Consider the following 24,097-nt stretch of genomic DNA (forward strand, 5'->3'; position numbering starts at 1 on the left):
GATTTTGGTATGACGACCCTCAACAACATGGACCTGAACCTGCTGCGCGTCTTCCAGGCAATCTCGGACGAGCGCAGCCTGACGCTGGCGGGCGACCGCCTGCACCTGTCGCAGCCGGCGGTCAGCTATGCGCTGCGGCGCCTGCGCACGATCTTCAACGACCCGCTGTTCATCCGCACCAAGACCGGCATGCAGCCGACACCCGCGGCGCAGGAGCTGGCCAAGCCGATCACGCGCGCCCTGCAGGCGGTGCAGGATGCGCTCAGCTACGCCGAGCAGTTCGTGCCCGCGCTGAGCACGCGCACCTTCACGCTGTCGATGACGGATGCCGCCGAAATGTTCTTCCTGCCGCCGCTGTGCGAATACATGCGGGCCCACGCGCCGCTGGCGCGCATCCATGTCGAGCAGGTGCCGAAGAGCGCCATCGAGGAATCGCTGCGCACGGGCCAGCTCGACTTCGCCATCGGCAACCTGCCGCTGCTGAAATCCATGACACGCCATACGCTGCTGTTCAGGGAAACCTACATGTGCCTGACGCGCAGGCGGGAAGGCCTGCCGGCCGGGCGTTCGCTGAATGTCGAGGAATTCCTCGGCCTGTCCCACGTGCAGGTGCAGTCCGCCGAGAGCAGCCACCACCAGCTGGAAGATGTCTTCCGCGCCCACGGCATCGACCGCCCGATCGCGCTCGACATCCCCCATTTCTCGGTGCTGCCCAGCATCCTGGCCCGCTCGGACCTGGCGGTGACCGTGCCTTACCGGATCGCCCGCCTGTTCAATGCGCAGGAACAGTTCTCGCTGTACGAACTGCCGGTGACGATCCCCGAAGTCGAGGTGACGCTGCACTGGCACCAGGACTTCGAGGGCGACGCCGGCAACCGCTGGATGCGGCAGGCCATCGTCGACCTGCTGCAGGAATATGGGCGGCAGGGCTGAGCGGCTGGCAGGGCCGAACGGACGGCAGGGCTGAGCGGCCGGCCGGCGTGAACGGCGCAGGGCCGCGGGGTCAGAACAGGTGGCGGATGCCGATGCGCAGCGCGTTCTGCGTGCCGTCGGCATCCGGCACGCCGACGGCCGCGGTGGTCTGGGCGGGGAAGCCGCGGTCGCGCAGGAAGGCGCCCACCGCATACACATTCGTGCGTGCCGAAAACTTGTAGTTGGCCACCAGTGTCAGCTGGTGCGCGCTGCCGATGGCGTTGTTGCGCGATTGCCGCTGCACCCCGGCCGACAGGTCGACCAGCGGCGCGGCGGCCCAGGTGGCGCCCACTTCCGCATTGGTGGCTTCCAGCTGCCGGCCGCTGTTGTTGCGGACATGGGTCAACAGGCTGAACGCGCGCACGCTGCCCACCTGGTAGCTGCCGCCCAGGCCGTAGATGCGGGTCGTGTACACGCCCGCCGCATCGCGCAGGTCGGTCATGGCCAGCGCGGCGCTGGCGGGGCCGGCATCGTAGGCCACGCGCACGCTGTAGGTCCGCCCCGCGTCGCTGTTGCCGGCTACTTCGCCGATACCATACAGCGCGCCGACACTCCATCCGCCGAAAGCGCGGCTCTGGAACTTGACGGAGTTGTTGACCCGGTCGCCCGCGTAGATGCGGTCGTTCAGCACGCCGGCCGTGCGCGGACTGGCATGCAGGCCGAAGGCCAGCAGCCCGGCCACGGTGGCCGCCCCGGTCGAGTAGGCATTCTGGTTGATCATGAAGTCGTAGTGCCGGCCCACGCTGACGCTGCCGTACTGGTTGGCCAGGCCGACGAAGGCCTGGCGGCCGAAGATCAGCCCGCCCTGGCCCAGCGCGCCATCGTCGAGCGTGTAGCCGGTTTCCAGCGTGAAGAAGGCGCTCAGCCCGTCGCCCAGCTGTTCCACGCCCTTGAAGCCGATGCGGTTCGCGTTGGCGACACCGGTGTCCATCTTGGTCAGCTGCCGCGGCCCGCCCGCGGCGGTGGCGCTGTCCGAATAGCGGGTCAGGCCGGCATCGATCAAGCCGTAGATCGTGACCGGGTCGGCGTGGGCCAGCGTGGTGGTGCAGAGCGAGGCGGCGCAGAGTGTGCGCAGGGTGCGTTTCATGTTCGGCTTCTCCTGATGCAACAAACAGTGAGCGCCCGCGGCGGTGCGCGGGCGAAGGAATGGCAGGCGTGCGAGAGCCTTTGGACGGCTGTCGCCGGCTGCATCGTGTGTTGAGGCAGGGGAATGGTAGAAGTGAACAATGGATTAATCCAATCGATGGGGGAGATGATTCCCATCGATGGCGTTTATCCACTTATTTTGCACCGCAGCAGTGCGCGGCCGGCGTTTTTCGCCATGTTCCGTTGGCCGTGGCGGTGCATCGGCCGCGCTTTTCGCACCAATCAGGCGAATAAGCTTAATTCATCAATATCATCAATAGTATAAATTTGATTTATCCGATAGCGCCGCATAGTATCCCTGATGATGCCGCGGGATTGACGCTCCGTTCGTCCCGGCGGGCATGTCTTATCCGCTGTTTTTAACTCCAGGAATACATGATGCCGACCATAGAAGCATTCATCGCCGAGGGATACAGCCATCGGCAAAAACAGGAAATCATCGAGTCCATGACGCATGCCGTCGTGGCATCGATCGATGCCCCCATCGATTCCGTCCGGGTGATCCTGAACGAAGTGGCCGCCCACGATACCGGTATCGGCGGCGCGCCCGCTGCGGCCCTGACGTCACCGGGAACCGGGCAGGGCCTGGCGATCAGCGTCGTGCAGGCATTCCTGATCGCGGGACGCAGCGACGCGCAGAAGCGCCGCCTGATCGCCGCACTGACCGACGTGATGGCGGAACTCCCCGGCGCCGCCCGAAGCGCTGTCAGGATCATCATCAAGGATATCCCCAATACCGATTTCGGCCTCGCCGGAAAGACCGCGCAGTCGCTCGGCAGGGGTGTCGGCCGCGGCGCCATGGAGGCGGCGCGAATGCGGTGAAAGGCGCGCCGGCCGGCAAGCCGGCAGGCCTGTTGGCGCGCATGTTGGCAGGAGCGCCGGGCGGAGCCCGGACCCCACCTTAACAACCAGAAATAGCAGCGAGCAGATGTGGAGACATGATGGATAGCGATGTGATATTGATACTTTTGACGGACGGGATCGCGAACGGCGCGATCTACCTGCTGGCCGGGATCGGCATGGTGCTGGTGTTTTCCGTGACACGGGTCGTGTTCGTGCCGTTCGGCGACGTGGCCGTGTTCGCCGCGCTGAGCCTGGCGGCATTCGAGGCCGGCCACCTGCCGCCCACGGTATGGATGGTGGCCCTGCTGGCGGCGATCGCGGTGGGACTGGAAGTGCTGCGGCTGGGGCGTGCCGGCGACTACCGGCGCATACCGGCCGCGGTGCTTGGCTGGGGCCTCCTGCCGGCCTTGCCCTGTCTGGCGGCCTGGTCGCTCGCAGGGTCGCAGGCGCCCGCGCTGCTCAAGGTGCTGTGCGCCATCCTGCTGGTCGTGCCGGTGGCACCGCTGGCGGCGCGCATCCTGCTGCAGCCGATCGCCGATGCCTCCTCGCTGGTGCTGCTGATGGCGGCGCTCGTCATGCATTTCCTGTTCGCCGGGCTGGGCCTGATGTTCTTCGGTCCCGAAGGCCACCGCACGCAGGCGCTGCTCGACGGCACCTGGGACCTGGGCGCCACCTTCGCCGTCTCGATGCAGACGATCCTGATGGTCGGCGCGGCCGCCGTGCTGGGGCTGATGTTCTTCCTGTTCTTCGAATACACGCTGGTCGGCAAGGCGCTGCGCGCCACCGCCGTCAACCGTGTCGGCGCCCGGCTGGTCGGCGTGCGCCCGGCCCGCACCGCGCTGATGGCCTACCTGTGCGCTTCCCTGCTGGCGGGCCTGATCGGCGTGCTGATCGCGCCCATCACCACCCTGTACTACGACTCCGGTTTCACCATCGGCCTGAAAGCGTTCGTGGCGGCCATCATCGGCGGCCTGACGAGCTACCCGCTGACCGCGCTGGGCGCGATCGCGGTAGGCATCCTGGAAAGCTTCGGCGCATTCTGGAGCGGTGCCCTGAAAGACGTGATCGTGTTCAGCGTGCTGATTCCCGTGCTGCTGGTGCGTTCGTACTACGCCGTCCATTCCGAAGATGAAGTCGAGGAGATCAACCAATGAGCCGCATCCTCTTCCACCGCCACGCGCCGCTGGCCGTCGTGGCCGCGCTGTTCCTGCTGCCGCTGGCGCTCGGCAATTTCGGCATCGGCCTGATGAACGACATCGGCATCGGCGCCATGGTCGCCCTGGGCCTGGTGATGCTGACCGGCGTCGGTGGCGTGACGTCGTTCGGGCAGGCCGCCTTCGTCGGCATCGCCGCCTACTCGACCGCGTGGCTGACCGCCGCGCAGGGGCTGTCGCCCTGGCTGGGCCTGCTGTTCGCGCTGGCGACGACCGGCGGCGCCGCCCTGGTGATCGGCATGCTGACCTTGCGCCTGGGCAGCCACTACCTGCCGATCAGCACCATCGCCTGGGGCCTGTCGGTGCCGCTCGTGCTGAGCAATATCGAAGCGCTGGGCAGCCACACGGGCATGAGCAATATCGTGCCGATCCATATCGGCGGCTACTCGCTGGCTTCGTCGGGCGCCATGTACTACCTGATCTGGGGCACGCTGGGCCTGGTCTACCTGTTCAGCAGCAACCTGCTGCGCTCGCGCCAGGGCCGGGCCATGCGCAGCCTGCGCGGCGGCAACAGCCTGCTGGCCAGCGTGGGCGCCGACGGCTACCACCTGCGCCTGAAACTGTTCGTGTACTCGGCCCTGGTGGCCGGCCTGGCCGGCTGGCTGTACGCGCACAACAGCCGCTATGTCAGCCCGTCGACGTTCGACGTCCACGGCAGCATCAACTACCTGCTGATGGCGGTGGTCGGCGGCCTGCTGCAGCTGCCCGGCGCGCTGATCGGCTCGGCCATCGTGATCCTGCTGCGCAATACGCTGCAGGATGTGCTGCCCCTGCTGTCGAGCCGCGGCACGCAGCTGGAAGTCATCGTGTTCAGCCTGCTTTTCCTGCTGCTTTTGCACCGTGCACGGGCCGGTGTGTGCGGCTTCGCGCTGAAGCTGGCGGCGAAGTACCGCCGTGCCCCGGCGCCGGTGGCCCCGCCGCCGCGCGGCGACACGCAGCCGCTGGCCCGGCGCAGCCAGCCGGCGGCCGGCAAGACCATCCTCAGTGCCCGGAACGTGACGCGGCGCTTCGGCGGCCTGGTGGCTGTCAACGATGTCAGCTTCGACATCGCGGCCGGCGAGATCGTCGGCCTGATCGGACCGAACGGCGCGGGCAAGTCGACCATGTTCAACCTGCTCACCGGCGCCATCGGGCTCAGTTCGGGCACGGTGTCGTTCATGGACCGCGACGTGACGAAGCTGTCCCAGCGCGACATCGCCCAGCTCGGCATGGCGCGCACTTTCCAGCACGTCAAGCTGCGGCCCCAGATGAGCCTGCTCGACAACGTGGCGCTGGGCGCCCACGGGCGTACCCGCAGCGGCCTGCTGGCCGCCGGCCTGGGCCTGGACAAGCACGAGGAACGCCAGATCTTCCTGGAGGCGCGCACGCAGCTGGCGCGCATCGGCCTGGCGGGCCGCGAGCATGAACTGGCGGGCGCGCTGCCCCTGGGCACGCAGCGCCTGCTGGAGATCGCCCGCGCGCTGATGGGCGACCCGGTGATGCTGGTGCTGGACGAACCGGCGGCCGGCCTGCGCCATGGCGAGAAACAGGAACTGGCCGAGCTGCTGAAGCAGCTGCGCCGCGACGGCGTGACCATCATGATCGTCGAACACGACATGGACTTCGTCATGAAGCTGGTCGACCGCCTGGTGGTGATGAACTTCGGCAGCAAGCTGATGGAGGGCGATCCCGCCGCGGTGCGGCGCGATGCGGGCGTGCAGGCCGCCTACCTGGGCGGCGACCTCGCCGAAGAGCAATCCGACAACACGAAACAAGCAGTCTGCTTGGGAGACGCGGCATGAGTCCTATCCTGGAAATCGACAACCTGCAGGTCAACTATGGACAGGTCGAGGCGGTGCGCGGCATCTCGCTGAAGCTGATGCCGAAGGAAATCGTCTCCGTCATCGGGCCGAACGGTGCCGGCAAGACGTCGCTGCTGGCGGCGGCCGTGGGGCTGCTGCCGGCGCGCGGCGCGGTGCGGATGGATGGCGAATCGCTGGACGGCGTCGACGTCGAGGAACGCGTCCGGCGCGGCCTGTGCCTGGTGCCGGAACAGCGCGAACTGTTCGGCGACATGTCGGTGCTGGACAACCTGCTGCTGGGCAGCTACAGCAAGCGCGATTCGTCGGCGGCGCGCAACCGCAAGCTCGACGGCGTGTATCACCGCTTCCCCCGGCTGGCCGAGCGGCGCACCCAGCGTTCCAACACGCTGTCCGGCGGCGAGCGGCAAATGCTGGCGCTGGGCCGCGCGCTGATGGCCGAGCCGCGCGTGCTGATGCTGGATGAGCCGAGCCTGGGCCTGGCGCCGAAGATCGTCACGGAAATCCTCGCCATCGTGCGCGCGCTGCGCGACGACGGCATCTCGATCATCCTCGTCGAGCAGAACGCGCTGGCCGCGCTGCGCAGTTCCGACCGTGGCGTGGTGCTGGAACTCGGCCAGGTGTCGCTGGCCGGCGCTTCCGACGAGCTGGCCCGCGATGCGCGCGTGCACGCCACCTACCTCGGTGGCGGTACCGACTAGCGGCGGGGCGGACCGGCTGCAACGGCCGGTCCGCCGCGATGAACACGGGAGTACCTCATGCTTGATCACTTTCGCCATGATCCGGCGGGCTGTCCCGCCGAACCGCTGGACGGGCTGCGGGCGCCGGCCTTTGCGGCAGCCAACCTTCGTGCCACCCAACCCACCGCGCCTGCCGCGCCGCCGTCCGGCAAACCCATGAAGCGGGACTGGCTTGCCGAAGCGCTGTCTTGCGACCGCGAGCGAAAAAAGATGTCGCAAAAGGCGGTCGAGCAGCAGGGGTCTGTCCCCGGTAAGTGTTAGCTGTAGCGCTTGCCGTTTTCTCCGTCAGGGGACTGACCCCGGTGTTTGCCGGCGTACCAATTACGCCAGCAAAAACCGGGGTCGGTCCCCTTGGTCATAGTTGGCAACTTGGATAGTACCGACGACTGGCGGGGACAGACCCCTGCTGCTCTGGCGCTCTTTCGACATCAAACATCGCTATCCAAGCGGAACCGGGGTCAGACCCCGGTTTCAGGAAATATTTCTTCTATCCCAGCCCCCTCAGAACTTGTACCGCGCCCCCACCATATAGCGCGGGCCGCCGGTCGACACGCTCAGCACCTGCATGACGGTCCGGCCATGGGCGCGCTGGGTGGCGTCGGCAAGGTTGATCGCCTCCAGGGCCAGGCTGAGCCTGTCGGTGACGTTGTAGCCGACGGAGAGGTCGAACTGGCCGTAGGGTTCCACGTAGACCGGATTCGCGCGGCCACTTTCCGCCACCGACGCCAGGAAGCGGTCGCGCCAGTTGTAGGCCAGCCGCACCGACAGCTTGCGGTCTTCGTAGATGCCGACCAGGTTGGCGGAATCGGACAGTCCCAGCAGGGCGAACTGCGCGCCGACGCCGGTGTCGTTGTAGCGCAGGTCCGACTTCACGTACGTGTAGTTGGCCTGGACGCCGAAGCCGTTGCCGAACATGTGCTGCCAGTTGACCTCGGCGCCTTTCAGCGACGACTTGTTCTGGCTGATGTAGGTCGTCACGTTGTAGGGCAGGGCGGGGTCGCCCGGGATGCCGGTGATCACGCCCGCGGCATTGCCGGTGCCGGTGCTGCCGGTCATCGTCACGCCCGGCTGGCCATCGAAATTGCGCAGGATGTAGTTGCGCAGGCAGTCGGTGTCGGCCGGCTTGCAGCCCGCCGCCACCGCGGCGTTCCAGTACTTGCCGCCCACCGGCGTGGTCGCCGTGCCCGACGCCTCGACGAAGCTGGCCTGGCCGGCGTAGCCGCTCAGGTCCTTGTGGAACAGGCCCAGCGAGACCATGCTCTGCCGCGTGTAGTACCACTCGGCCGACAGGTCCAGGTTGCGCGACTTGACCGGCGACAGCCGCGGGTTGCCGCGCGTGACATTCAGGCCCGTGACGCCGGCCACCGCGCCATACGTGGCGCCGCCCTGGATCTGGTCCCAGCGCGGCCGTCCGATCGTCACGCCGTAACTGGCGCGCACCTTCAGGGTGGGCAGCACGTCCATGTCCCAGTCCACCGTCGGCAGCCAGTTGTGGTAGTCGCCATGCTCGGTGCGCAGCGTGCCGGGGGTGCTGGTGACCGGATATTCGTTCTGCGCGACCCAGCGCACCAGGCTCGGATCGGCGACCGTGGCATCGGTATCGACCTTCGTCCTTTCATAGCGCAGCCCGATGCCGGTATGCATGGGCATCGCCGTATCCCACTCGGTATTGAACTGAACGTACAGCGCGCTCGACTTCTCGCGCAGCGCACGCACTTCCGTCGGCGCGGCCAGGCTCGGCGTGAACATGGCCGCGTTGCCGGTGACGTCGATCGCGTTCTGGCGCACCTTCACGAAGTCGACCACGGGGATCGTCGTCCACATCTTCGGGTCGTCCGAGCCGTCCAGCTGGCCGAAGTAGTCGCGCAGGTTGGCCGGCGTCCAGTAGCTCTGGTCGTACACCGTGGCGGCGTTCTGGTGGCCGCCCGGCGCGGTGCCCTGCCAGGCATCCTGCTGCACCTGCTGCCAGGCCGAGTTGTAGCGGGTGCGCGTGACGGACAGGCCGAAATTGAGTCCGGACGATTCGCCGATGTCCAGCTTCGCGCCGGCCTGGGCCTGGTCGATCACCTGCCTGCTGCGGGCATCCTGGAACCATGACCCGGTGACCTCGTTGCCGATCGGGGTGTAGTCCATGTACAGCACCGGCAGTTCATGCGTGAAGTCGGCGCCATTGGTGTTGCGGCCGAAGCTGGCGGTGGTGATGTCGTTCAGGCTGCCGAACGGGCTGTCGGAGCCGGAACTGGCCACCGAGTGGTGCAGGTCCAGCGACAGGCGCAACCGCGCGTTGGCGCGGAAAAACGTGTTGAAGCCGGTGGACTTCAGCGTCGACACGGTCGCGTAGTCCTGGGCGACCGAAGCGAGATCCTGCATGACCGACTGCTCTTCGTAGTACGACGGCGACGAGACCGGGCCGGTGACCCAGTCGCTGCGCTGGTTCTGCGCATGGCTCCACCACACGCCGACCGAGGTGCCCAGGGTCTGGATCTTGTTGCGGGCATAGGTGTAGTCCAGCGTGCTGGTCCAGTCGCGCGTGGGGCGGAACTGGAACGTCAGCTGGCCGTTGGTGCGCTGGCGCTGCGAGCCGGTCAGCGAGTACGACAGGCTCTGCGGCGTCAGGTAGATGCCCGAGGTGGGCGCGTTCGTCGCCGTGCCCGGCGCGATCGCGCCGTAGCCATCGGTGGTGCCGGCCTGGAACGGGCCGATCCAGCCGCCCACCTGCGCCTGGTTGAAACCCGAGTTGCGCGACTGGTAGCTGGCCGTGAGCGACAGCCCGAACATGTCGCCGGTGCCGAACCTGCGGCTGATCAGCGCCGATACTTCGGGCGTCACCTTCTTGCCGTTCAGCTGGTCCGGCAGGTTGGTGTTCGACTTGTCGTATACCAGCTTGCCGCCGATGCTGGCCTGGTTGCCCAGTTCGAGCGGGCGGCCCGTCATGATGTTCAGCGTGGCGCCGATGCCGCCCGGCGGGCTGTCCGCGCGGGCGCTCTTGTACACCTGGATGCGCGACACGGCTTCCGAGGCGAGGTTGCCGAAATCGAAGGAGCGGCTGCCGCGGTCTTCCAGGTTCGCTGCCGGCATCTGCCGGCCATTCAGCAGGACCAGGTTGAAGTCCGGCCCCACGCCGCGCACGGTCACGCGCGAGCCTTCGCCGCGCGAGCGGTCGATCGACACGCCGGAGATGCGCTGCACCGCCTCGGCCAGGTTGGTGTCCGGGAACTTGCCGATATCGTCGGCGACGATGCCGTCGACGATGCCGTCGGCATTGCGCTTCATGTCGATGGTCGACTGCATGGCCGCGCGGATGCCCGTCACGATCACCGTGTTGGCGGGCGCTGCGGCCGCGGGCTGGCTGGCGCCGGCCGTCGTCGGCGGCGGTACCTCCTGGGCCAGCGCGGGCACGAACAGCGTCGCGCAGGCGCCGGCCACGGCCAGTGCCATGCTGCGCGGGGTGATACGGGGTACAGCGTCATTGCGGGCTCTTGTCACTTGTTCTCCTCTTTGCTCTGGAAATGCCGCGCGGTGGCGGCGTGGTGTGGTGATTGCGATGGGCCAGCCGCGGTCTCGCGGTGAAAACAGCGTCAGCTGCTTCAAGATAGAAAGGCGGCATGCCAGCGTCTATACGCATGCCTACCTAGTGGCACGCGGCGTGCGCCATCGAACGGCGCCAGCAGCCACAAGGGCGCCTTGTTTTTCCGCCGCCGCTGAAATCGTTTTCGTAATGAAATCAAGCGCTTCGCGCGTGGCCCGGATACGCGGTGCCGAAAGCGTGACAAAGCCGCGCCGCCGGCCGGCTCGTGCATCGTCACGGGGCCTGTTGCGTATCGGGCACACAGGCGAAGCAGGGCATGAAGCAGGGCATGAAGCAGGGCATGAAGCAGGGTGAAAAGCAGGGCAGGAAGCGGACGAGGGGAATGCCGTGGCCGGAGGCGTGGCGGCAGGTGGTGAACCGGGTGGACAGCCGGAGCGTGTGCCCCGGCGGGAGTCAGGTCTTCGGAAAATCGTGGGGGTGCAGGATGTCGAGCCCGAACGCCAGCACGGCATCCCTGACCAGCGCCGCCGAGTTCGGGCAGCGCAGCTTGTCCTTGATCCTGGCCCGGTGCACGTCGACCGTACGCACGCTGATGTTCAGGTCGCGCGCGATGATCTTGCTGACGTCGCCGCGCAGGACATGATCGAGCACTTCGCGTTCGCGCGGGCTCAGTTGCGCGAACTTTTCGCGCAGGCGCGCCTGTCTCTCGCGCTCGGGATAGCGGCTTTGCACGCCATCCAGGACCATCCTGATGCTGTCCATGATGCGGCGCGGGTCATACGGCTTCTGGAGGAAGTCCACCGCGCCATTGCGCAGGGCCCGCACCGAGACCGGCACGTCGCCGCTGCGCGAGACGAAGATGACGGGCAGTTCGCTGCCGGCGGACAGCAGGTGCTCCTGCAGCCGCAGCCCGCATGTGCCGGGCAGGTCCGCCTCGACCACGAGGCAGCCGGGCAGCAGCGGGTCGTACGCCTGCAGGAATGCTTCGGCGCCGGCATGGCACGCGGTGCGGATCTGCGCCGCATCCAGCAGCCGCGCGAGCGCTGCGCGTGCCAGGGCGTCGTCGTCGACGATGTGTACGACAGGGGTCTCCATGGAGCGGTTCTCTTGATCGATCGGCGCGGGCGCGGCGGGCGCCGGCTGGAGCCCCGGCATGGCGCCGTCCGTCCCGCAGCGCGTGTTCGAGGTGGGGTTTGCCGGACCGCCCTGTGCGGAGCAGGGCGGTCCGGAGCGTTGCGCGGCCTGCCTGGTTGGCCTAGTTGGCCTGCCTGGCGGGCATGGCGCGTTGCGCCGCGTCGATTTCCGGCCCCAGCGGATCCTTCTGCGGTACCGGCACGCCGGATGCGGCGAAATCGATCAGCTCGTCCTTGTCACGCTGGTAGCGCGGCCACTGCGGCAACTGCGCCCCGTTCGGATCGCCGTTCTTCGCGAAGTTCACCAGGTAGGTGGCAATCGCGCTGCTCATGGCGATGTCGCGCGCGGTCGTCTTGTCGCCATGCGCACTGGCGACGGTATCGAAGAAGTACGTCACGTCGGTCGCGTGCTTGGCGCCGCCCGGCCATTCGATCGCTTTCGGCACATACGAAAAGCGGTATGCGTACACGGGCACGCCCTGGTCGGCCAGCACGCCGGCGATCTTGCGGGCACCGGCAACCATGAACCCTGTCCGGCCGCCCATGTCGTCATCGGTGGCGCCGATCATCACGGGTACCTTGACGAAGCGGCCGGCCGCATAGGCCGGCAATGGTTCCACGGCCACCTGCCCGTCGGCGAACGGCCCGACGTGCACCCGTGGCCCCGGCGTGAACATGGACATCAGGTTGAAGCCGTCGACCACCTGTTCCGGCGTGAGTGCGCGCAGCTTCGACAGTGCGGCGGGATCGTCCGCGGCGATGCCATGCTTGCCGGCGAACTCGATGCTCCACTGCTCGGCTCCCGACCGGGTCGACGGGAGACCGGGGATGATGCCTTCGCCACCCGACAGGATGGCCGCCCTGGCGAACAATCCCTTGCCCTGGGTGAGCGGGGAGGTGAGCATCGTGTTGACCGCGATGGCCCCCGCCGATTCGCCCATGATGGTCACGTTGGCCGGGTCGCCGCCGAACGCGGCGATATTGCGCTGTACCCAATCGAGCGCCGCGAGCTGGTCCAGGTAGCCGTAGTTGCCGGACTGTCCCTTGTTGGCGGCGTCGCTTGCCAGCGCCGGGTGGGCAAAGGAACCGAAGCGTCCCAGGCGGTAGTTGAAGCTGACCACCATGACGCCGCGTTTCGCCAGCGGCGCGCCGGAGGTGATGGCCGGCGACGTGCCGCCGTTGACGAAGCCGCCGCCATGGATCCACACGATCACCGGCAGCTTGCCTTTTGCCGCGGCGGGTTTCCACACGTTGAGGTACAGGCAATCCTCGGCGGGTTTGGTGGCGAGGGGGGCCAGGTCCTGCGGGAAGGGCACCTGCATGCAGTCGTTGCCGAAGCTGGTGGCCGCGCGGATGCCGGTCCAGCCGGCAGGCGGCTGCGGCGCGCGCCAGCGCAATGCCCCGACCGGCGGCGCGGCATACGGAATCCCATTCCAGCTGGCGATGCCGTTCTCGATGGCGCCTTCGAGCTTGCCGCTGTCGATGGCGGCCACGGGGCCGGTGGCGGCGGCGGCGGGCAGGGCGAAGGCCAGGGCCAGCAGGGCGGCGGGGATTGCGGGGGCAGCGAGCGTGGGGCGGATGCTGTCGAACATCGTGGTGGTCTCCTTGTTGTTGTTGAACGTGTGGATTGGTATGTCGGGACTGCGATGATGTCACCCTGGCCGCCTGCGCGGCCGGGCGTGGAGCGCGGGAGCCGGTCAGGGCATGTACTTCCACTTGCCTTTCTCGAGCCTCACCATGACGACCGAGCGCGGGTCGGTATTGAAGATGTTCTCCGGGCGGAAGTTGTACACGCCCTGCGTGCCGACCAGCTCCTTGGTGGACAGCAGGGAATTGAGCAGGGCCGCGCGGAATTCCGGCGTGCCGGGCTGCTTCTGCGCCATGGTGCGCTGCGCCGCATCCAGGAAGATCAGCCAGGCATCGAACGCGTAGGGCGCGAAGGCATCCGTCGCGTCGGCCTGGAAGGTCTTCTTGTAGGCGCTGCGGAAATCGAGCGAGATCTTGCGCGACAGGTGGTTGGCCGGCAACTGGTCGGCCACGACGACGGGGCCGGTGGGGGCGTACAGGTTTTCCAGCGCACCACCGCCGACACGGATGAAGTCGGGATTGATGATGCCATGGGTGCCATAGATCTTGCCGCGATAGCCGCGCGCCTTCAAGCCGAGATAGGCCAGCGCGCCCGGCGTGCCCGAGGTGCCGCTCAACACGGCATCCGGCCGGGCCGCGACGATCTTCAGCGCCTGGCCGGTGACGGAACTGTCGTTGCGGGCATAGCGCTCGTTGGTCACCACCTTGATGCCGTTCTTCTTCGCGGCGACCAGCAGCGCGTCGTAGACGATATCGCCCCAAGCGTCCGAGAAGCCGATGTAGGCGACCGTCTTGACGCCGGAGCGCTGCATGTGGGCCACCAGCGTATCGACCATCAGCGGCGTGGCCTGCGGCACGTTGACCATCCAGCCGCCATTGCCGGCGTCGGGCTTGACCTGGGCGACCGAGATGAACGGCACCTTCAGTTCGCGGGCCACGCCGGCGATGGCGATGCCCGACGGCGTGCCGGCGGTGCCGATCAGCGCATCGACATTGTCTTCCACGACCAGCTTGCGGGCGTTGCGGGCGGCCGTGGTGGGGTCGGAGGCATCGTCGAGCTGCACCACCTGCACCTTCTTGCCGGCGATGTCGGGCCGGTAGGTCACGCCGGCCTGCAGGCCCTTCGAATAGGGAATGCCCAGCGAGGACGAAGGGCCCGACAGCGAGGTGATGAAACCCAGCTTGAGGTCCGCGGCCCAACCCAGCAAAGGCACGGACAATACCGCGGCCAGCGCGGCGGTTCGGATGAGAGAGCGATGCTTCATGGTGCGACTCCTGGAGAGAGGGTGGGTTTTATCATTGTGATGCCGGCCGATGGCCCCGGGGCTGCCGGGACGATCACGCCGGCTGTGCTTCGACCTGCCGCGTCACCCGGCGGAAGGTGCGATCGAAATACACCAGCGCGTCGGCCTGCTGGCGGATCGAGATGTCGTCGACCTGGGCGAAGATGACCGCATGGGTGCCGACCTGCGCCACGTCGACCACGCGGCAGGCAAGGCTGACCAGGGCGGGCTCCAGGCGCGGTACGGCACCGCCTTCGTCGATCCAGTTCGCGGCCTGGAAGCGTTCCTCCATCGACAGGCCGCTCATGCCGGCGAAGTGCCGGGCCAGGTCGTCGCATTCGGCCGGCAGCACGTTGATGCAGAGCTGCCGGTTCTGCTCGAAGGCCGACAGGGTGGTGCTGTTGCGGTTGATGCAGAACAGCAGCGTCGGCGGCGTATCGCTGACCGAGCAGACCGCCGTGGCGGTGATGCCGCAGCGGCCCGCCGGGCCGGCCGTGGTGACGATGTTGACGGCTGCCGGCAGGTTGGCCATCGCTTCGCGGAAGCGCAGGCGCAGGGCGTCGCTGTCGGGAGCGCGGGTTTGAGCGGGAACGGAATTCATGGCTGCCTCGCGTTGTTACAGGAAACCGGGGAAGGGCGGTACGCCGACGAGCACGGCGCCGGCGCCGTCGAAGTTGCCGCTGCTGAGGAAGGCGTGCTGGGTGACGACCATCGAATCGCGCACGATCCGCTGCAGCGGGTGCTTGCTGTAGATCGATGCCATGCCGCCCAGGCGGTAGGCGTCCCGCACCACGTCGGCGGCCGTTTGCGCGGCATGCGTGGCGCTCAGCTTCAGCATGCCGATCTGTTCCGGCGTCACGTCCTGGCCGGCCACGATGGCCTCATAGACCGCCTCGGCCGCTTCGTAGAAGTACGCCCTGGCACCCTCGAACTGCGCCTGCGCCTTGGCCAGCTCGATACGGAAGTAGGCGCGGTCGGCCATGCGCGGCGCGCCGGTGGTGGTGACCTTGCCGGCCGACATGTCGTTGACGATCTCCAGCGCCGCCCGCGCCAGGCCGATATTGACGGCCGCGTGCACCTGCGCCTGGTAGCAGGTGGCGGGGTAGCGGTACAGCGGTTCGTCGATCACGGCGCCGCTGCCGCGCTGGAAGGTCCAGTCATCGGCCACGAACTGGTCGGTCACGCGCAGGTCATGGCTGCCGGTGCCCTCCAGGCCCACCACGTCCCAGTTCTCGACGATCTCGACCCGCGCGGCCGGCAGGATGGCGGCCAGCGGCTTGACGCCCGGCCCGCCGCCGATGCCCACGCCCAGCCAGCTGGCGCCCATGCAGCCGCTGGCGAATTTCCACTGGCCGGTGACTTGCCAGCCATCGGCCGTGCGGACCGCCGGCTGCGGCGGATACAGTGCGCCGGCGAACACCTGGTCCGGTCCTTCCGCATAAATAAAGGCCTGCGTCGCCCTGGGCAGCGCGGCCAGGTAGGTGTTGGCCGAACCGAAGCTGGCGACCCACGCGGCGGAACCGTCGACGGCCGCGATGCGCTCGACGATGCGCAGGAAGTCGGCGGGCGGCATGGCGTCGCCGCCAAAGCAGCGCGGCGTGCCGGCGCGGTAGATGCCGGCTTCCCTGAAGCGTTCGACCATGTCGCGCGGCACGTGGCCGAGCGAGGTGAATTCTTCCCTGCGCCGGGCGACGTCGGCCAGCACCTGGTCGAGCGTTGCCGGCGCTGCCGGCGACAGGGGCGGCGGGACCAGGCCGGGGTGGATCGGTGCGGCGGGATGCAGCAGGGTGGCTGTGGACATGATGTCTCCTTCGTGTTTCAACGGTGTTCGTGGGTTGGATGCCTGCGCGGGGTCGCGGGAATCAAGAAAGGGGCGTGCCGGAAAGGGGCGTCTGGGACAGGGACGTGGCGGATGGCTCGGCGCGCCGGGCAACGAAGCGGCACCGGCCGCCGTGCTGCGCCGCGCACTGCGTTTCGGTCACCCTGACGTCGCTGCCCAGCACGCTCTGCGCCAGGCTGTGGAAAATGCCGCGGATGGGCGCGCACACGGGAACATCGGATGGGCCATGGCCGGCGGCGAACGGACTGTTCTCGACTTCCAGCCCGGCTTCGTGCGCGCCGGCGCTGAAGTGCCAGACGCCCCAGCCGAAGGCGGCGGCGCCTTCGACCACCGTACGGGCCAGGCCGTCGCTGCTGCCGGCTTCGAGGTAGGCGCGCACGCTCTTGCCGCCGTGCTGGCGCGTCGATTCGGCCAGCGCCGCCAGCACCTGGCCGCGCAGCGCGGCCGGCAGTTCGTGCAGCATGCCCATCAGCACATCGGTGCGCATCATCAGGTAGCGGCGGTCGCCATCGAAGATGGTGCCGGCCGTTTCGTCGATCCCGATGCGATCCCAAAAAGCGCTCATGGTGTGTCTCCGGTCGATTAAAATTGTGTGCTTCGTCTGCGTGCAAGGCAGTCCGATATTCGACCTGTTTGCTGTATGACAGGACGGCAATCCGATAGGGAAACGATAGGCGTTTCCCCAAAACACCGTCAACTGAAGATCGGGAATCGGCACTATGCAGAAAATGAATACAGGGACCGTCGACCTGAACCTGATGCGGGTATTCCTGGCGATATGGGAAACGCGCAGCCTGACCATCGCTGCGGACCGCCTCGCGCTGTCGCAGCCGGCGGTGAGCCATGGCCTGCGGCGCCTGCGCGATGTGTTCCAGGATCCGCTGTTCGTGCGCACGGCCGATGGCATGCAGCCCACGGCGGCCGCCATACGGCTGCACGGCCCGATCGACCGTGCGCTCGACATGATCTATGGCGCGATGCAGCGCCATGCCGGTTTCGATGCCGCGACATCGGTGCGGCGCTTTCGCATTTCGATGTCGGACATGTCGGCGTTCTTCTTCCTGCCGCCGCTGCTGTCGGCGCTCCAGGAAAACGCGCCCGGCGTCGCGATCGAGGTCGTGCCGATCCCGCTGGCCAATGTCGAAGCGGGCATGCGCTCGGGCGAGATCGATCTCGCGCTGGGCTACGTTCCCGGCCTGTCCGGCGACTGCCAGTCGCAGACGCTGTTCCACGACGAGTACGTGTGCATGGTGCGTTCCGGCCATCCGGACGGCAGGCGGGCGCTGACCCGCGAAGCGCTGGGGCGGTTGCGGTACGTGGTCACCGACAGCGGCGCCACGGGGCACGGCCTGACGGAAAAGTGGCTGGGCCAGCTGGACATCCAGCGCAACGTCGTGCTCAAGCTGCCGCACTTCATCGCCGCGCCGGAGATCGTGCGCAGCACCGACCTGGCGCTGATGTTCCCGCGCAGCATAGCGGAGCGGTTCAACCGGGGGCGTGCCTACCGGCTGCTGGCGCTGCCCTTCGACCTGCCGCCGATCGAAGTCAAGCTGCATGTGCACCAGCGCTTCGCGGCGGATGCCGGCATAGCGTGGCTGCGCACGACGATTGCGGAGATGTTCGGTGCGACGGGCACCGCGAATGCCACGTAGGGCGGCCGTGCGAAGCGATGCGTTCGCCATCGGCGGTGGCAACGGCCCGCTGCAGTTCACGGCGTCCTTGACGGGCGCCATCCATTTCAATGACAACCAGTACGCGGCGGACGCCGAGGTTCGCCGCGGTTCGACCAGGAGCTCGCGTGAGCCACGAGTATTATTTTTATGAACCGGCACGAGGCCATGGCCTGCCGCACGATCCATTCAACGCCATCATCGGCCCGCGTCCCATCGGCTGGATATCGAGCCGCAGCGCGGACGGCGTGCTGAACCTGGCGCCCTACAGTTTCTTCAATGCGTTCAACTACGTGCCGCCCATCCTGGGCTTTTCCAGCCAGGGGCGGAAGGACACGCTGCGCAATATCGAGGCAACCGGCGAATTCGTGTGGAACCTGGCCACGCGGCCGCTGGCCGAGGCGATGAACATCACGTGCACGGCGGCGCCGCCCGAGGTGGATGAATTCGCGCTGGCCGGCCTGACGCCCGCATCGTCGAGCGTGATCGGCACACCGCGCGTGGCGGAGTCGCCTGTCGCCTTCGAATGCCGCGCCACGCAGATCATCGCGCTGCAGACGGCCAGCGGCGCGGCAACAGGCAACTGGCTGGTCCTGGGGGAAGTGGTCGGCGTGCACATCGCACGGCACCTGCTGAAGGACGGCATCTACGATACCGCCGGTGCGCGTCCCATCCTGCGCGGAGGCGGGCCGGCGGATTACTTCGAGATCACGCCGGAACAGATGTTCCGCATGCGGCGCCCGGACAGCCCGTAGTTGTCGCGGGCGCCCCGCCGCGAACCGCAGGGCGTTGAAGCGTGGATTGAAAACATTGAAGGCCGGCGCCAACCTGGCCGCCGGCCTGCTGCTCACGCCACGGATCGCCGCCCGCTACCGCCAGCGCCCGATAGCCGGGTCAGCGGCCGCCAGCCGCGAACTCGCGGGCCGGCAGGCGCACCTTGACGGTCGCCACCGGTGCATCGGCCGCCTCGGCGAGGATCACGGTGTATTCGCCGGCGGCGATCTTCCACTTGCCGCTGGCGCTGTCGAACACGGCGAGCGTGCGCGGGTCGATGGCGACGCGGGTGGCGCGGCTTTCGCCGGCCTGCAATGCCAGCTTGTCCCAGCCGCCCAGGCGCTTCGGCGCCTCCCAGCCGCTGCCGGCCTTGCTCACGTACACCTGCGGCACCGCCTTGCCGGCGCGCTTGCCGTCGTTGGTCACGCTGAACGACACGTCGATCGCGCCATCCTTCGCCGCCGCGGCCAGGCCGGTGTACTTGAACGAGGTGTACGACAGGCCGTGGCCGAAGGCGAACAGCGGCTTGTGCCCCTTCTTGTCGAACCACTTGTAGCCGACCGCAGCGCCTTCGATGTCGTAGTCGGTCGTGAAGCGGCTGCCTTCCGGCAGGCCGGTACCGTCCACCACCGGGCGCGGCAGCTGGTCCGCCGACATCGGGAAGGTCGCCGGCAGGCGGCCGGAGGCATCCACTTCGCCGGTCAGCACGCGGGCGATCGCTTCGCCGCCGCGGCTGCCCGGGTACCAGGCCTGCACCACCGCGTCGACATTGGCCAGCCAGGGCATGGTGACCGGCGAACCGGTTTCCAGCACCACCACGGTGGGCTTGCCGGCGGCCGCCACGGCGGCGATTACCGCGTCCTGGCCATTGGGCAGCGACAGGTCGGGCTGGTCGATGCTCTCGGCGGTCCACTGCGTGGCGAAGACCAGGGCCAGGTCGCTGGACGCGGCCAGCCGGGCTGCGGCCGCCGCATCCTTGCCATCGTGATAGACGAGTTTCGCCTGCAGGCGCTTGGCCAGCGCCTGCATCGGCGAGGAGGGCAGGTAGACGATCGGGCCCGGGAATGTCTTCGGACCTTCGTTCGGCACCGGCGAGCCGCCGATCGGATAGACCTGCGAGGAACCGCCGCCCGACAGCACGCCCACGTCGGCATGGCCGCCGATGATGGCGATGGTGCGCTGCGTGCCGGCCAGCGGCAGCACGCCGTTGCGGTTCTTCAGCAGCACGATGCCTTCCTCGGCGGCCTGCTGGGAGACCTGCGCGCTGGCGGCGAAATCGATCTTCTCCGGTTCGACCTGCACCGGGTGTTCCATCACGCCGTTGGCGTACATGGCGCGCAGGATGCGCTGCACCATGTCGTCGAGCCTGGCCTGCGGCACGTGGCCGTTCTCCACCGCTTCCTTCAGTGCGCCGTTGAAGTACGGCGACTGGTCGAACGGCCAGCCGGACTGCTGGTCCAGGCCGGACAGCGCGGCCGGGATGGTCGAGTGCACGGCGCCCCAGTCGGACATCACATAGCCCTTGTAGCCCCAGTCGCGCTTGAGCACCTTGTTGAGCAGGTAGTCGTTCTCGCAGGCGTAGGCGCCGTTGACCAGGTTGTAGGCGCACATGACGGAACCCGGATTGCCCCGCTCGATGGCGATCTGGAAGGCCAGCAGGTCGGACATGCGGCCCGCCGCATCGCCGATCTTGACGTTCACCTTGAAGCGGCCCGTTTCCTGGTCGTTGTAGGCGAAGTGCTTGACGGTGGCGACCAGGTGGTTCGACTGGATGCCGCGGATCTGCTCGCCGGCGATGACGCCGCTCAGCAAGGGATCTTCGCCGGCGTACTCGAAGTTGCGGCCGTTGCGGGGTTCGCGCTGCAGGTTGACGCCGCCGGCCAGCATCACATTGTGGCCGGACAGGCGCGCTTCCTTGCCGATCATGGCGCCGCCCGCGTAGCTGAGCGCAGGATTCCAGCTCGCCGCCGTGGCGATGCCGGCCGGCAGGGCGGTGCGCTGGCGCGGCGACGGGTTCGGCTGCGAGGCGACGCCGGTGCCGGCGTCCGTCAACTGCTGGTGCGGGATGCCCAGGCGTTGCACGCCGGGGATGAAGCCGGCGGTGAACGGCACGCCTTCCTTCGGCTTCGCCGTGCCCTTGAAGTCGGTGGAGAAATAGCCGAACACGGTCTGGATCTTTTCATCCAGCGTCATCGCGGCGACCGCGGCGCGTGCGCGCTGGTCGGGGTCCGCCTTGGGATTGTCGGCAAAGGCGTCGGCAGCCATCGCGTGGATGGCGGACGCGATGAGCGTCAGGGCCAGGGCGCCGTGTTTCACGGAGTGCTTCGCGCGGTGCTTCATGATCATGCTGAGTTGTCTCATCCGTTAATTTCCTTGATTTATTGGAGGATCGTGTCAGGTGCGCTGGCCCGCCCGGGACTGGGCCGGACGCGCCTGTGCCGGACGCGGCCACGCCAGAACGCGCAGGAAACACCGGAAAAGCGCATCTGAAATCGATTTCAGAGCAGTTTCGTGATCGGAATCTTGAAAGTCAAGTGCCATGTCACAGGTAGCCTGATATTTTCAGGAAATTCGTATTTTTACTACGTTTAGTAATTTCCACTAAACAAAGCTGTTGACGGAACTTCACTGTTGCCGGTAAGTTTTGCCTCCTGAAAGCGTTTCCACCGGCGCGCCGGTCAACATCCCCACGCGCCGTCGATCGCATGCGGAAGCCCGAAGTCCCCTTCGGGTTTTCTTCCTCGATCACTGAAAACGATTTCAACGACCTGCGGCGTGCGATGCAAGCGCGGCGCCGACAAGAGCAGGCGTCGACCGACCAATCCGACCTGCATGGGAGACAGGGTGAATCACATCAAGAAGCTCGCAACGGCGACGGCAGCGCCGTTCTCCACTCCCGACCAGCCCGCCGATTTCCCCGATGGCCCCCGCCTGCTGGCACACGTGGGCAGCACGCATGCGCGCCTGGCGCTGGAAGCCGCGCCGGGCCGGGTAAGCCATGTGCAGGTCCTGCCATGCCTGGCCTATCCGACGCTGGCGGCGGCACTGCGCGCCTACCTGTCGCAAGCCGAAGTCGCTGCTGCCGCGCCGGTGGTGCGGCACGGCGCGATCGCGATCGCCCGCCCGGTCATCGGCGATGTCGTGCGCATGACGGACCTTCACTGGGAATTCTCGATTGCCGGGCTGCGCGACGAGTGCGGCTTCGACGTGCTGGCCGTGGTCGACGATTTCGCGGCGCTGGCCTTGGCGCTGCCCCACCTGGAAGACCGGAAGCGGCAGGTGGGAGGGGGCTGCGCCGTGCCCGATACGCCGCAGGGTTTGATCCGCGCCGATACGGGGCTGCGCGTCTCGGGCCTGATCCCCACGGCCGCGGGCTGGACGGCCCTGCCATCGGAAGGCGGCCATGCCAGCTTTTCGCCGGTCAATCACACAGAGATCGCCATCCTGCGCTTTGCCCGGCGCGAATTCGGCGACGTGTCGGCCGAGCGGCTGATGTCCGGCCCCGGCATCGAACTGGTCTACCGCGCCCTGGCGGACCTGCGGGGCGTGCCCGCCGAACCGCTGTCCGTCGCCGACATCATGCAACGCGCGCTGCGCGGCAGCTGCCTGCTGTGCGACGAGACGATGGAGGCCTTCTGCGGCATGCTGGGCACCGTGGCCGGCAACCTGGCGGTGACGCTGGGGGCGCGCGGCGGCGTGTACCTCGGGGGCGGCATCGTGAGCAAACTCGGCGAGCGCTTCGACCGCTCCTCGTTCCGCGCGCGCTTCGAGAAGAAGGGGCGTTTCGAGCGCTATCTCGGTGCGATTCCGACGTACGTCATCACGGCCGATCATCCCGCCTTCGCCGGGCTCTCGGCCATCCTCGCGGAAAGGCTGAACGCCCGGGTTGGCAAACCGCCGGCTCCTCTGGTATAGTTCTGCTCCGCGCGGGAGTAGCTCAGTTGGTAGAGCGCAACCTTGCCAAGGTTGAGGTCGAGAGTTCGAGACTCTTCTCCCGCTCCAGTTTCCCTGGAACCGCGCACGGTATCATTGCTTCATGTATCACAGCTTCAAGTATCACAGCTTCATGCATCACAGCTTCATGCATCACAGCTTCATGTTTCACCACTCCATGCGGGAGTAGCTCAGTTGGTAGAGCGCAACCTTGCCAAGGTTGAGGTCGAGAGTTCGAGACTCTTCTCCCGCTCCAGAATTCAAGAGAAGGCAGCCCATGTGGCTGCCTTTTTGCATTTCCCCATTCAATGCGACGAATCGCCTACGCTGGCGCCAACTGGCGGATGGCCGCCGCCAGCTTCGCCAGGTCGGCGCCGCGGGTGAAGTACGACGGCGTCACGCGGATGCAGCTGCCGCCCGCCGGCCCGGAACGCGCCACGGTGAAGATGCCGAATTCGTCGGCGAGGCGCCGTGACAGCGCCACGTTGTCCTCGAACCCGGTGCGCCCGCGCAGCCGGAACGACGTGACCGCGCCGCTCATCCCCGGCTCCTCGGGCGTCAGGATCTGCACGCCCGGCACGTCGATCACCTGGCGCACCCAGTCGTCGCGCAGTCCGCGCAGCCGCGCCGCCCGTTCCGCCAGCGGAACCTGTCCATGGAACTTCAGCGCCGCCGGGATCGTCATGATCGCTGCCATGTTGACCGTGCCGGCATGGACGCGGGAACGGATGTCCGTCGCGGGGAAGTTCGTGGCGCCGGCCTGCACGCCGATATCCGCCAGGCGCGCTTCGCGGATGTACAGGAAGCCCAGGCCGAGCGGCGCACCGATCCACTTGTGCAGGTTGGCGCCGACGAAATCGGCGCCCAGGTCGGGGATCCTGTAATCCAGCTGGCCCCAGGACTGCGCCACGTCGACGATCACGTCCACGCCGCGCGCCTTGGCCATGCGCACGATGTCGGCCACCGGCAGGACCAGCCCTGTGCGGTGGCTGACGTGCGTGAGCAGCAGCAGGCGGGTGCGCGGATGCCTGCGCAAGGCCTGTTCATACGCATCGATGACGTTCTGGCGGCTGGCCGGCTCGGGGATCTGCACCGCCACCGCGCCGGCGCCGCTGCGGCGGGCCAGGTCGTTCATCGCATCGATCATCGTGTCGTAGTCGAGATTGCCGTACATGACCGTCTCGCCCGGCTTCACGAGCCGGTAGTTGCAGATCAGGTTTTGCAGCGACTCGGTGGCGCCGCGCGTGATGGCAAGTTCTCCGGTCGCCACGCCCGCATGCGCCGCCAGCTGGGCGCGGATGGCTTCGATGCCGTCGCGGTCGAAATCGCGGCGCAGGAAATGCGAGTTGTAGCGGTTCAGGTAATCGATATTGCGCTTGAAGTCCTCGGCCACCGGCCGCGCCATGATGCCGAAGTAGGCGTTCTCCAGGTTGACGAACTCGCTGGCCACGTCATAGCTGGCGGCCAGCTGCTGCCAGTCGCGTACCGGGGCCGTGGTGGCCGCCGGAACAGCGCTCCTGGCGCTTCCGGATGCCGCTAGCCCCGCAGCCAGGCTGGCGGCGCTGCGCAGCAAGGCGCGGCGCCGTTGGACGAAAGAATTCATGGATGCTCCTCTTGGTGGTGGTGGCGGCAAG

The 24,097-nt window shown here is 67.5% G+C and carries 19 protein-coding genes and 2 tRNA genes; 11 read left to right on the forward strand and 10 right to left on the reverse strand.

Features of this window, described 5'->3' with window-relative positions; translation table 11 throughout:
• The first annotated feature begins 9 nt into the window (after positions 1-9).
• The gene (locus tag EYF70_RS07975) at positions 10-933 is read left to right on the forward strand and encodes a LysR family transcriptional regulator (RefSeq protein WP_131144923.1); all 924 of its coding nucleotides are present in this window, start codon (positions 10-12) and stop codon (positions 931-933) included.
• Between the two features lie 70 nt (positions 934-1,003).
• Here the strand turns inward: EYF70_RS07975 and EYF70_RS07980 are convergent, their stop codons facing one another.
• Complete coding sequence (locus EYF70_RS07980; RefSeq protein ID WP_131144924.1) at positions 1,004-2,059, reverse strand: porin; 1,056 nt, start codon at positions 2,057-2,059, stop codon at positions 1,004-1,006.
• A 434-nt stretch (positions 2,060-2,493) separates the two neighbouring features.
• Between EYF70_RS07980 and EYF70_RS07985 the strand changes: the two genes are divergently transcribed.
• The 5 genes from EYF70_RS07985 (at position 2,494) to EYF70_RS08005 (ending at position 6,975) form a co-directional block, all read left to right on the forward strand.
• Entirely contained in the window at positions 2,494-2,940 is a 447-nt protein-coding gene (locus EYF70_RS07985) for a tautomerase family protein (RefSeq protein WP_229420748.1), read from the forward strand.
• 131 nt (positions 2,941-3,071) lie between these two features.
• On the forward strand, positions 3,072-4,115 hold the full coding sequence (locus tag EYF70_RS07990) for a branched-chain amino acid ABC transporter permease (protein WP_229420749.1): 1,044 nt from the start codon (positions 3,072-3,074) through the stop codon (positions 4,113-4,115).
• Positions 4,112-5,956, forward strand: coding sequence for a branched-chain amino acid ABC transporter ATP-binding protein/permease (locus EYF70_RS07995; protein ID WP_131144925.1), 1,845 nt, complete (start codon positions 4,112-4,114; stop codon positions 5,954-5,956). Before EYF70_RS07990 ends, EYF70_RS07995 begins: the two co-directional genes overlap by 4 nt.
• Positions 5,953-6,675: an ABC transporter ATP-binding protein gene (locus EYF70_RS08000; RefSeq protein WP_131144926.1), complete on the forward strand. Its 723-nt coding sequence runs from the start codon at positions 5,953-5,955 to the stop codon at positions 6,673-6,675. Before EYF70_RS07995 ends, EYF70_RS08000 begins: the two co-directional genes overlap by 4 nt.
• A gap of 57 nt (positions 6,676-6,732) precedes the next feature.
• Complete coding sequence (locus EYF70_RS08005) at positions 6,733-6,975, forward strand: hypothetical protein (protein ID WP_131144927.1); 243 nt, start codon at positions 6,733-6,735, stop codon at positions 6,973-6,975.
• Positions 6,976-7,215: 240 nt separating this feature from the next.
• On the opposite strand, the gene EYF70_RS08010 is transcribed toward EYF70_RS08005, so the two are convergent.
• The 7 genes from EYF70_RS08010 to EYF70_RS08045 form a co-directional block, all read right to left on the reverse strand.
• Entirely contained in the window at positions 7,216-10,200 is a 2,985-nt protein-coding gene (locus EYF70_RS08010) for a TonB-dependent receptor (RefSeq protein ID WP_229420750.1), read from the reverse strand.
• 496 nt (positions 10,201-10,696) lie between these two features.
• Positions 10,697-11,338: a response regulator transcription factor gene (locus EYF70_RS08020; protein WP_131144928.1), complete on the reverse strand. Its 642-nt coding sequence runs from the start codon at positions 11,336-11,338 to the stop codon at positions 10,697-10,699.
• Positions 11,339-11,498: 160 nt separating this feature from the next.
• Positions 11,499-12,968, reverse strand: coding sequence for a carboxylesterase/lipase family protein (locus EYF70_RS08025; protein WP_131144929.1), 1,470 nt, complete (start codon positions 12,966-12,968; stop codon positions 11,499-11,501).
• 105 nt (positions 12,969-13,073) lie between these two features.
• The gene (locus EYF70_RS08030; RefSeq protein WP_131144930.1) at positions 13,074-14,228 is read right to left on the reverse strand and encodes an ABC transporter substrate-binding protein; all 1,155 of its coding nucleotides are present in this window, start codon (positions 14,226-14,228) and stop codon (positions 13,074-13,076) included.
• 73 nt (positions 14,229-14,301) lie between these two features.
• On the reverse strand, positions 14,302-14,847 hold the full coding sequence (locus EYF70_RS08035) for a flavin reductase (RefSeq protein WP_131144931.1): 546 nt from the start codon (positions 14,845-14,847) through the stop codon (positions 14,302-14,304).
• Positions 14,848-14,862: 15 nt separating this feature from the next.
• Positions 14,863-16,047: an acyl-CoA dehydrogenase family protein gene (locus tag EYF70_RS08040; protein WP_131144932.1), complete on the reverse strand. Its 1,185-nt coding sequence runs from the start codon at positions 16,045-16,047 to the stop codon at positions 14,863-14,865.
• 61 nt (positions 16,048-16,108) lie between these two features.
• Positions 16,109-16,651: a V4R domain-containing protein gene (locus tag EYF70_RS08045; protein WP_131144933.1), complete on the reverse strand. Its 543-nt coding sequence runs from the start codon at positions 16,649-16,651 to the stop codon at positions 16,109-16,111.
• Positions 16,652-16,805: 154 nt separating this feature from the next.
• Here EYF70_RS08045 and EYF70_RS08050 point away from each other — a divergent pair, with 154 nt between their 5' ends.
• Together EYF70_RS08050 and EYF70_RS08055 are read left to right on the forward strand one after the other, a co-directional pair.
• Entirely contained in the window at positions 16,806-17,738 is a 933-nt protein-coding gene (locus tag EYF70_RS08050; RefSeq protein WP_131144934.1) for a LysR family transcriptional regulator, read from the forward strand.
• Between the two features lie 146 nt (positions 17,739-17,884).
• A complete protein-coding gene (locus EYF70_RS08055) occupies positions 17,885-18,511 on the forward strand; it encodes a flavin reductase family protein (protein WP_131144935.1) in 627 nt (208 codons plus the stop codon).
• A gap of 139 nt (positions 18,512-18,650) precedes the next feature.
• Here the strand turns inward: EYF70_RS08055 and EYF70_RS08060 are convergent, their stop codons facing one another.
• Positions 18,651-20,891, reverse strand: coding sequence for a beta-glucosidase (locus tag EYF70_RS08060; RefSeq protein ID WP_371861713.1), 2,241 nt, complete (start codon positions 20,889-20,891; stop codon positions 18,651-18,653).
• Between the two features lie 483 nt (positions 20,892-21,374).
• On the opposite strand from EYF70_RS08060, the gene glk reads away from it, so the two are divergent.
• The 3 genes from glk to EYF70_RS08075 all read left to right on the forward strand — a co-directional run bounded on the left by glk (position 21,375) and on the right by EYF70_RS08075 (position 22,719).
• Positions 21,375-22,445, forward strand: a complete 1,071-nt coding sequence (glk, locus tag EYF70_RS08065; RefSeq protein ID WP_307722131.1) for a glucokinase — start codon at positions 21,375-21,377, stop codon at positions 22,443-22,445.
• A gap of 11 nt (positions 22,446-22,456) precedes the next feature.
• Positions 22,457-22,532 (forward strand) — tRNA-Gly (locus tag EYF70_RS08070).
• A 111-nt stretch (positions 22,533-22,643) separates the two neighbouring features.
• Positions 22,644-22,719, forward strand: a tRNA-Gly gene (locus EYF70_RS08075).
• Between the two features lie 66 nt (positions 22,720-22,785).
• On the opposite strand, the gene EYF70_RS08080 is transcribed toward EYF70_RS08075, so the two are convergent.
• Complete coding sequence (locus EYF70_RS08080) at positions 22,786-24,066, reverse strand: aminotransferase class V-fold PLP-dependent enzyme (RefSeq protein WP_131144937.1); 1,281 nt, start codon at positions 24,064-24,066, stop codon at positions 22,786-22,788.
• Positions 24,067-24,097: the final 31 nt, after the last annotated feature.

This window comes from Pseudoduganella albidiflava (genome assembly GCF_004322755.1).
Classification (GTDB): Bacteria; Pseudomonadota; Gammaproteobacteria; order Burkholderiales; family Burkholderiaceae_D; genus Rugamonas; species Rugamonas albidiflava.

Coding starts and splice junctions, on each gene's coding strand:
- EYF70_RS08045 (WP_131144933.1), bottom strand. CDS start 16,651: ATGAGCGCTTTTTGGGATCGCATCGGGATCGACGAAACGGCCGGCACC.
- EYF70_RS08080 (WP_131144937.1), bottom strand. CDS start 24,066: ATGAATTCTTTCGTCCAACGGCGCCGCGCCTTGCTGCGCAGCGCCGCC.
- EYF70_RS08040 (WP_131144932.1), bottom strand. CDS start 16,047: ATGTCCACAGCCACCCTGCTGCATCCCGCCGCACCGATCCACCCCGGC.
- EYF70_RS08000 (WP_131144926.1), top strand. CDS start 5,953: ATGAGTCCTATCCTGGAAATCGACAACCTGCAGGTCAACTATGGACAG.
- EYF70_RS08050 (WP_131144934.1), top strand. CDS start 16,806: ATGCAGAAAATGAATACAGGGACCGTCGACCTGAACCTGATGCGGGTA.
- EYF70_RS08060 (WP_371861713.1), bottom strand. CDS start 20,891: ATGAGACAACTCAGCATGATCATGAAGCACCGCGCGAAGCACTCCGTG.
- EYF70_RS08035 (WP_131144931.1), bottom strand. CDS start 14,847: ATGAATTCCGTTCCCGCTCAAACCCGCGCTCCCGACAGCGACGCCCTG.
- EYF70_RS08030 (WP_131144930.1), bottom strand. CDS start 14,228: ATGAAGCATCGCTCTCTCATCCGAACCGCCGCGCTGGCCGCGGTATTG.
- EYF70_RS07995 (WP_131144925.1), top strand. CDS start 4,112: ATGAGCCGCATCCTCTTCCACCGCCACGCGCCGCTGGCCGTCGTGGCC.
- EYF70_RS08025 (WP_131144929.1), bottom strand. CDS start 12,968: ATGTTCGACAGCATCCGCCCCACGCTCGCTGCCCCCGCAATCCCCGCC.
- EYF70_RS07975 (WP_131144923.1), top strand. CDS start 10: ATGACGACCCTCAACAACATGGACCTGAACCTGCTGCGCGTCTTCCAG.
- EYF70_RS08005 (WP_131144927.1), top strand. CDS start 6,733: ATGCTTGATCACTTTCGCCATGATCCGGCGGGCTGTCCCGCCGAACCG.
- EYF70_RS07980 (WP_131144924.1), bottom strand. CDS start 2,059: ATGAAACGCACCCTGCGCACACTCTGCGCCGCCTCGCTCTGCACCACC.
- EYF70_RS07985 (WP_229420748.1), top strand. CDS start 2,494: ATGATGCCGACCATAGAAGCATTCATCGCCGAGGGATACAGCCATCGG.
- EYF70_RS08020 (WP_131144928.1), bottom strand. CDS start 11,338: ATGGAGACCCCTGTCGTACACATCGTCGACGACGACGCCCTGGCACGC.